1 protein-coding gene is annotated in these 8,432 nt (G+C 71.6%); it reads left to right on the top strand.

What is annotated here, in order from left to right; all coding sequences use genetic code 11:
• Window positions 1-8,432: amino acid adenylation domain-containing protein (locus tag AB0J08_RS40305; protein WP_360644747.1), on the top strand; the 8,432-nt coding region annotated here is incomplete at both ends.

Below are 8,432 nucleotides of genomic sequence, written 5' to 3'. Positions count from 1 at the left end.
CCTCGCCGCCATCTGGGCCGACGTCCTCGACCTGCCACAGATCGGTATCGAGGACAGCTTCTTCGACCTCGGCGGCGACTCCATCCGCGCCGTCCGCCTGGTCGGTGCCCTGCGCGAGGCCGGTCACGACGTCTCCATCCGCGACGTCTTCCAGCAGCGCACCATCGCCGCCCTGGCCACCGCCCTCCCCGGCACCGGCACCGGCGAGTCGCTGATCACCGCCGTCCAGCCCTTCGCCCTCATCGGCGAGGAGGACCGCAACGCCCTCCCGGCCGACGTCGTCGACGCCTACCCGCTCTCGCAGATCCAGACCGGCATGCTCGTCGAGCTGATGTCCACCGAGAACGAGCACGTCTACCGGAACATCAACTCCTCGCGCATTCCGGACACCCGTCCCTTCGACGCCGAGGCGTTCCGCCGCGCCGCCGACATCGTGGTGGCCCGGCACGACATCCTGCGCACCTCGATGCACCTGGAGGGCTACAGCCAGCCCCTCCAGCTCGTCCACGCAGAGGTCGAGATCCCGGTCGCGATCCACGACCTGCGCGGCCTGAGCCAGGCCGAGATCGACGAGCAGGCCCGCGCCTACGTCGAGCAGGAGAACCGCACGGGATTCGTGCTGACCTCCGCCCCGCTGATGCGGTTCGCGGCGCACGTCGAGTCCGACCAGGCGTGGCGCCTGACGGTCAGCCACCTGCACGTGATCACCGACGGCTGGACCATCAACTCGCTGCTCATGGAGTTCCTCGGCACCTATCAGGCGCTGCGGGACGGCCGCGAGCCGGCGGCCTACGAGGTGCCGGCCGTCCGCTACGCGGACTACGTCGCCGCCGAGCAGGACGCCCTCTCCGACCCGGCGACCCAGGAGTTCTGGCAGCAGGTCGTCGACGCCCACGGCCCGCTGGCGCTGCCCGCCGCCTGGGGCGGCGAGCCGGGCGAGAGCGTCCGGGCCCGGGTGCCGTTCGCGGACCTGGAGGACGGCCTGCGCGAGCTGGCCGCCGAGGCGAAGACCTCGCTCAAGAGCGTCATGCTGGCCGCCCACCTCAAGGTGATGTCCTCGCTCACCGCGGACGAGGCTTTCCACACCGGTGTCGTCTACCACGGCCGTCTGGAGGCTCCGGGCGCCGACCGCGTGTTCGGCATGCACCTCAACACCCTTCCGTTCCCGACGAGTCGGGGCGCCCGCACCTGGCGGGAGCTGGTCGAGCGGACGTACGCGACGGAGACCGCGATCTGGTCGCACCGCCGCTATCCGCTGCCCGCCGTCCAGCGCGCCGCGGGCAACAGCAACCTGATCAACGTCATGTTCGAGTTCCAGGACTTCCACCAGGTCGACACCGCCGCGGTGGACGTCGAGGCCTCGCTCAACCAGGGCACCACGGAGTTCGCGCTCAACGCGATCGCCAGCGGTGGCACCGTCCAGCTGGGCGGTTCCTCGGAGTTCTTCACCCAGGAGAGCCTGGAGCGGCTGGGCGCGATGTACCGCTCGGTGCTGGAGGCGATGGCCGCCGACGCCGACGGCGACGCGCGTGCCGCCCACCTGCCCGCCGACGAGCTCTCCCTACTGCTCGACACGTGGAACGCCACCGTCGAGGAGCCGGTGGAGGAGTGTGTCCACGAGCTGTTCGCCGCGCAGGCCGCCCGCACGCCGGACGCCGTCGCCCTCACCAGTGGCGAGCTGAGCCTCACCTACGCGGAGCTGGACGAGCGGGCCAACCGCATCGCCCACCACCTCATCGCCCTGGGCGCCGGCCCGGAGCGAATCGTCGGCCTCTCCCTGGAGCGCGGCCCCGACCTCATCCCGGCCCTGCTCGGCATCCTGAAGTCCGGCGCCGCCTACCTCCCCCTGGACCCCGCCAACCCGGCCGACCGCCTCGCCTACATGCTCGCCGACGCCAAGGCCGAACTCCTCGTCACCCACTCGGCCCTGGACGAGCTGGAGTTCACCGGCACCCGGGTGCTCATCGACACCCACCAGGACGAGATCGCCGCCCACCCGGCCACCGCCCCCGTCACCGGCGTCCGCCCGGACAACCTGATCTACGTCATCTACACCTCCGGCTCCACCGGCCTGCCCAAGGGCGTCAGCCTCACCCACACCAACGTGGTGCGTCTGTTCACCGCGGCGCGTGAGCAGGTCGGCTTCACCGAGGGTGATGTGTGGGCGCTGTTCCACTCCTACGCCTTCGACGTCTCCGTGTTCGAGATGTGGGGTGCCCTGCTGCACGGCGGCCGCCTGGTCGTCGTCCCGTCGGCGATCGCGCGCTCTCCGCAGGAGATGGCCGAGCTGCTGGTCCGCGAGCAGGTCGGCGTGCTGTGCCAGACCCCGTCCGCGTTCCGTTCCCTGGCCGCGACCGTGATCGACGACGCCGTCCAGAGCCTGGCCCTGCGCATGGTCGTCTTCGCCGGCGAGCGTCTGGACGTGCCGGACCTGGCCGCCTGGACCGAGCGTTTCGGCTGGAACGGCCCGGTCCTGGTCAACATGTACGGCCCGACCGAGATCACCGTCTACGCCACCTTCCACCGGGTCACGGCGGCCGAGCTGTCCGGCCCGCGTCGCAGTGTCATCGGCCGCCACCTCGCCGACCTGACCATCCACCTCCTTGACCGGGCCGGCCGACCCGTCCCGGTGGGTGTCCCCGGTGAACTCCATGTCGGCGGCCCCGGCGTGGCCCGTGGCTACCTCGACCGTCCCGAGCTGACCGCGGACAGGTTCCTCCCCAACCCGTACGGCCCGGCGGGCTCGCGTCTCTACGCAACCGGCGACCTCGCCCGCTTCCTGCCCGACGGCAGCATCGACTACCTCGGCCGCATCGACAACCAGATCAAGCTCCGCGGCTACCGCATCGAGCTCGGCGAGATCGAGAGCGCCCTCGGCGGCCTCGACCGGATCCGCGAAGCCGTGGTCGTGGTCCGCGAGGAGACCCTGGTCGCCTACGTCGTCACCGACGGCGGCGAACTGGACGTCACCGCCGTCCGCCGTGAACTGGCCGTCACGCTGCCCGAGTACATGGTCCCGGCCGCGTTCGTCACGCTCGACGCCATCCCGCTCAACAGCAGCGGCAAGACCGACCGCCGCGCGCTGCCCGCCCCCGATCTGGAGGCCTTCACCGCCTCCCGCTACACGGCGCCGCGCACTCCGCTGGAGGAGCGGATCGCCGCGATCTGGGCCGAGGTCCTGGGCCTGGCACAGGCCGGTGTCGAGGACAGCTTCTTCGACCTGGGTGGTGACTCCATCCGCGCCGTCCGCCTGGTCGGAGCGATGCGTGCCACCGGCTACGACGTCTCGGTCCGTGACGTCTTCGAGCAGCGCACCATCGCCGCCATGGCCGCCGCCCTCCCGGGCGTCGGCACCGGCGAGTCGCTGATCACCGCCGTCGAGCCCTTCGCCCTCATCGGCGAGGACGACCGCACCGCCCTCCCGGCCGACGTCGTCGACGCCTACCCGCTGTCCCAGGCGCAGACCGGCATCCTGGTGGAGGTCATGTCGTCGGCCGACCGTGCGGTCTACCACAACATCGACTCCTTCCGGCTGCCCGACCCGCAGCCGTTCGACGCCGAGGCCTTCCGCCGCGCCGTGGACACGGTGGTCGCCCGGCACGACGTCCTGCGCACCTCGATGCACCTGGACGGGTACAGCCAGCCCCTCCAGCTCGTCCACGCCGTCACCGAAGCCCCGGTGGCCGTGTTCGACCTGCGCGGTCTGACCGAGGCCGAGGTGGCCGAGCGCGCGCTGGCCTTCGCCGAGGAGGAGCGGACCCGCGGGTTCGAGCTGGCGGCCGCCCCGCTCCTGCGGATCGCCGCACACGTCGAGTCCGACCAGGCCTGGCGCCTGACGATCAGCCACAACCACGCCATCACCGACGGCTGGACGCTCAACTCGCTGCTCATGGAGCTTCTGGGCGCCTACCAGGATCTGCGGGACGGCCGGGAGCCGGTCGCCCACGAGGCGCCCGCCGTCCGCTACGCCGACTTCATCGCCGCCGAGCAGGACGCCCTCTCCGACCCGGCGACCCAGTCCTTCTGGCAGCAGGTCGTCGACGCCCACGGCCCGCTGGCCCTGCCGGCGAGCTGGGGCGGCGAGCCGGGCGAGCGCGTGGGTGTCCGGGTACCGTTCGCGGACCTGGAGGACGGCCTGCGCAAGCTGGCCGCCGAGGCGAAGACCTCGCTCAAGACCGTCATGCTGGCCGCGCACCTCAAGGTGATGTCCTCGCTCACCGCGGACGAGGCCTTCCACACCGGTGTGGTCTACCACGGCCGTCTGGAGGCCCCCGGCTCCGACCGGGTGCTCGGCATGCACCTCAACAGCCTGCCCTTCCCGACCACTCGGGGCGCCCGCACCTGGCGCGAGCTGATCGAGCGGACGTACGCGACGGAGACCGCGATCTGGTCCCACCGCCGCTACCCGCTGCCCGCCGTCCAGCGCGCCGCCGGCAGCTCGGGCGGTCTGATCAACGTGCTCTTCGACCACCACGACTTCCACCAGGTCGACACCGACTCCGTCGACGTCGAGGCGACCATGGCGGGCGGTTCGAACGAGTTCGCGCTGATGGCGATCCCGCAGGGCGGGCACTTCAACCTCAGCAGCTCGACGGAGTTCTTCACCCAGGAGAGCCTGGAGCGGCTGGGCGCGATGTACCGCCTGGTGCTGGAGGCGATGGCCGCCGACGCCGACGGCGACGCGCGTGCCACCCACCTGCCCGCCGACGAGCTCTCCCTACTGCTCGGTACCTGGAACGAGACCGCCGAGGAGCCGGTGGAGGAGTGTGTCCACGAGCTGTTCGCCGCGCAGGCCGCCCGTACGCCGGACGCGGTCGCGCTGACCAGTGGCGAGCTGAACCTCACCTACGCGGAGCTGGACGAGCGGGCCAACCGCATCGCCCACCACCTCATCTCCCTGGGCGCCGGCCCCGAGCGAATCGTCGGCCTCTCCCTGGAACGCGGCCCCGACCTCATCCCCGCCCTCCTCGGCATCCTCAAGTCCGGCGCCGCCTACCTCCCCCTGGACCCGGCCAACCCGGCCGACCGTCTGGCCTACATGCTGGCCGACGCCAAGGCCGAACTCCTCGTCACCCACTCCGCCCTGGCAGAGCTGGAGTTCACCGGCACCCGGGTGCTCGTCGACACCCACCAGGACGAGATCGCCGCCCACCCGGCCACCGCCCCCGTCACCGGCGTCCGCCCGGACAACCAGATCTACGTCATCTACACCTCCGGCTCCACCGGCCTGCCCAAGGGCGTCAGCCTCACCCACACCAACGTCGCCCGCCTGTTCACCGCCACCCGGGAGAACTACCACTTCGGCCCCGCCGACGTCTGGCCGCTCTTCCACTCCTACGCCTTCGACGTCTCCGTCTGGGAGATGTGGGGCGCCCTCCTGCACGGCGGCCGACTCGTCGTCGTTCCCCGCCACACCAGCCGCTCCCCCCACGACATGCTCGACCTGCTGGTCGCCGAGCGCGCCACGATCCTGTGCCAGACGCCGTCGGCGTTCCGTACCCTCACCCAGCTCGCAGGTGACGGCGACCCCCGGATCGAGCGGCTCGCCCTGCGGGCCGTCGTCTTCGCCGGCGAGCGCCTGGAAATGGCCGAACTGCGTCCGTGGGCCGAGCGCGTCGGCACCCACGACACCGCACTCGTCAACATGTACGGCATCACCGAAACCACCGTGCACTCCACCTACCACCGGATCACCGAGCAGGATGTCGCGCGGTCCGCGCACAGCCCCGTCGGCTCACCGATGGACGACACCGCCATCCACGTCCTCGATGCCCGGGGGCACCTCGTCCCCGTGGGTGTGCCCGGTGAGATCCACGTCAGTGGCCCGGCCGTGGCCCGTGGTTACCTCAACCGTCCGGAGCTGACCGCCGAGCGCTTCGTCCCCAACCCGTACGGCCCCGCCGGCTCCCGCCTCTACCGTTCCGGCGACCTCGCCCTGCGTCTGGCGGACGGGACCCTCGAATCCCTCGGCCGGATCGACAAGCAGGTCAAGCTCCGCGGCTACCGGATCGAACTCGGCGAGATCGAGACCGCTCTCACCGAGCTGCCCGAGATCCGCCAGAGCGTGGTGATCGTCCGCGAGAACGAGGCAGGGGAGAAGTCCCTCGTCGCCTACGTCGTCCCGGCCGCCGATGCCGTCCCCGACACCATCCGGCTCCGCGCCCACCTCGGTGCCTCGTTGCCGGAGTACATGGTCCCGGCCGCGTTCGTCACCCTGGACGCCATTCCGCTGACCACCAACGGCAAGGCCGACACGCGGGCCCTGCCCGCCCCCGACCTGGAGGCCTTCACCGCCTCCCGCTACACGGCTCCGCGCACTCCGCTGGAGGAGCGCCTGGCCGCCATCTGGGCCGAGGTCCTGGGCCTGGCGCAGGTGGGTGTCGAGGACAGCTTCTTCGACCTCGGCGGCGACTCCATCCGCGCCGTCCGCCTGGTCGGAGCGATGCGTGCCGCCGGGTACGACGTCTCCATCCCGGACGTCTTCGAGCAGCGCACCATCGCGGCCATGGCCGCCGCCCTCCCGGGCGCCGGTACGGGCGAGTCGCTGATCACCGCCGTCCAGCCGTTCGCCCTCATCGGCGAGGAGGACCGCAAGGCCCTCCCGGCCGACGTCGTCGACGCCTACCCGCTCTCGCAGATCCAGACCGGCATGCTGGTCGAGATGCTCGCGGCCCAGGGCGGAAGCACCTACCGGAACATCAACTCGTTCCTGATCCCGGACGAGCTGTCGTTCTCGCTCGACGTCCTGCGCCGAGCCGTTGACACGGTGGTGGCCCGGCACGACATCCTGCGCACCTCGATGCACCTGGGCGGCTACAGCCAGCCCCTCCAACTCGTCCACGCCACCGCCGAGGTCCCGATCACCGCGCACGACCTGCGCGGCCTGACCGAGGCCAAGGTGGCGGAGCGCACGAGCGCCTATGTCGAGCAGGAGCGCGCGACGGACTTCGAGCTGACGGCCGCCCCGCTGCTGCGCATCGCCGCGCACGTCGAGTCGGACGAGGCCTGGCGACTGACGTTCAGTCACATTCACGCCGTCACCGAGGGGTGGAGCTACCACACCCTGGTGATGGAGATCGTCACCCTCTACCGCAGCCTGCGCAACGGCGACGAGCCGGCGGCCTACGAGACGCCCGCCGTCCGCTACGCCGACTTCATCGCCGCCGAGCAGGACGCCCTCTCAGACCCGGCGACCCAGTCCTTCTGGCAGCAGGTCGTCGACGAGCACGCCCCCATGGTCCTGCCCGAGTCCTGGGGCGAGGGCGAGCGGGGCGAGCGGGAGCGTCACGGTGTCCCGGTGCCGTTCCTGGACATCAAGGACGGACTGACCCGACTGGCCGCCGAGGCGAAGACCTCGATCAAGAGCGTGCTGCTGGCCGCGCACCTGAAGGTGATGTCCTCGCTCACCGCGGACGAGGCTTTCCACACCGGTGTCGTCTACCACGGCCGCATGGAGGCCCCGGGCGCCGACCGGGTGCTCGGCATGCACCTCAACACCCTGCCCTTCCCGGCGAGTCGGGGCGCGAAGACCTGGCGCGAGCTGGTCGAGCAGACCTATGCCACCGAAACGGCCATCTGGTCGCACCGCCGCTACCCGCTGCCCGCCGTCCAGCGCGCCGCCGGCAGCTCCGGCGACCTCGTCTCGATCCTCTTCGAGTACCTGGACTTCCACGTCGTCGACGGTGGTCCGATCGACGCCGAGGGGTCGATGGGCGACGGCGCCAACGAGTTCGCCCTCAACGTGCTGGCCCGCCCGGACCGGGTGAACCTCAGTGCCCCGGTCGCCGTGGTGGGTCGGGAGCGGCTTGCCCTGCTGGGTGAGCGTTACCGGCTGGTGCTGGAGGCGATGGCCGCGGACCCGGACGGGGACGCGACCGCCGCCTACCTGCCCGAGGCCGAGCGTGCCCAGCTCGCGGCCTGGGCCGCGGGTGACTCCGTGCAGTGGCCGACCGGCACCACCCTCGACCTGTTCGAGGCGCAGGCCGCCGCCACCCCGGACGCCACCGCCGTCATCGTCGACGGCCTCCACCTCACCTACCGCGAGGTGGACGACCGCGCCAACCGCATCGCCCACCACCTGGCCGCCGTCGGCGCCGGCCCGGACGTCCTGATCGGTGTCTGCCTGGAGCGCGGCGCGAACCTGGTGCCCACCCTCCTCGGTGTCTGGAAGGCCGGCGCCGCCTACCTGCCCCTCGACCCCGCCTGGCCCACCGAACGCCTCGCCCACGTCCTGGCCGACACCGCCACCCCCGCCATCGTCACCTCGACCGCCCTGGCCGACACCGTCGGCGCCCAGTACGACGGCACCCTCGTCGTCATCGAGCGCGAGCAGGCGACCATCGACCGCCGCCCCGCCACCGCGCCGCAGCGGACCCTGGACGGGCAGAACCTCGCCTACGCGATCTACACCTCCGGCTCCACCGGCCGCCCCA

The organism is Kitasatospora sp. NPDC050463, assembly GCF_040655255.1.
Classification (GTDB): Bacteria; Actinomycetota; Actinomycetes; order Streptomycetales; family Streptomycetaceae; genus Kitasatospora.
This window is presented reverse-complemented; position numbering and strand designations above follow the sequence as displayed.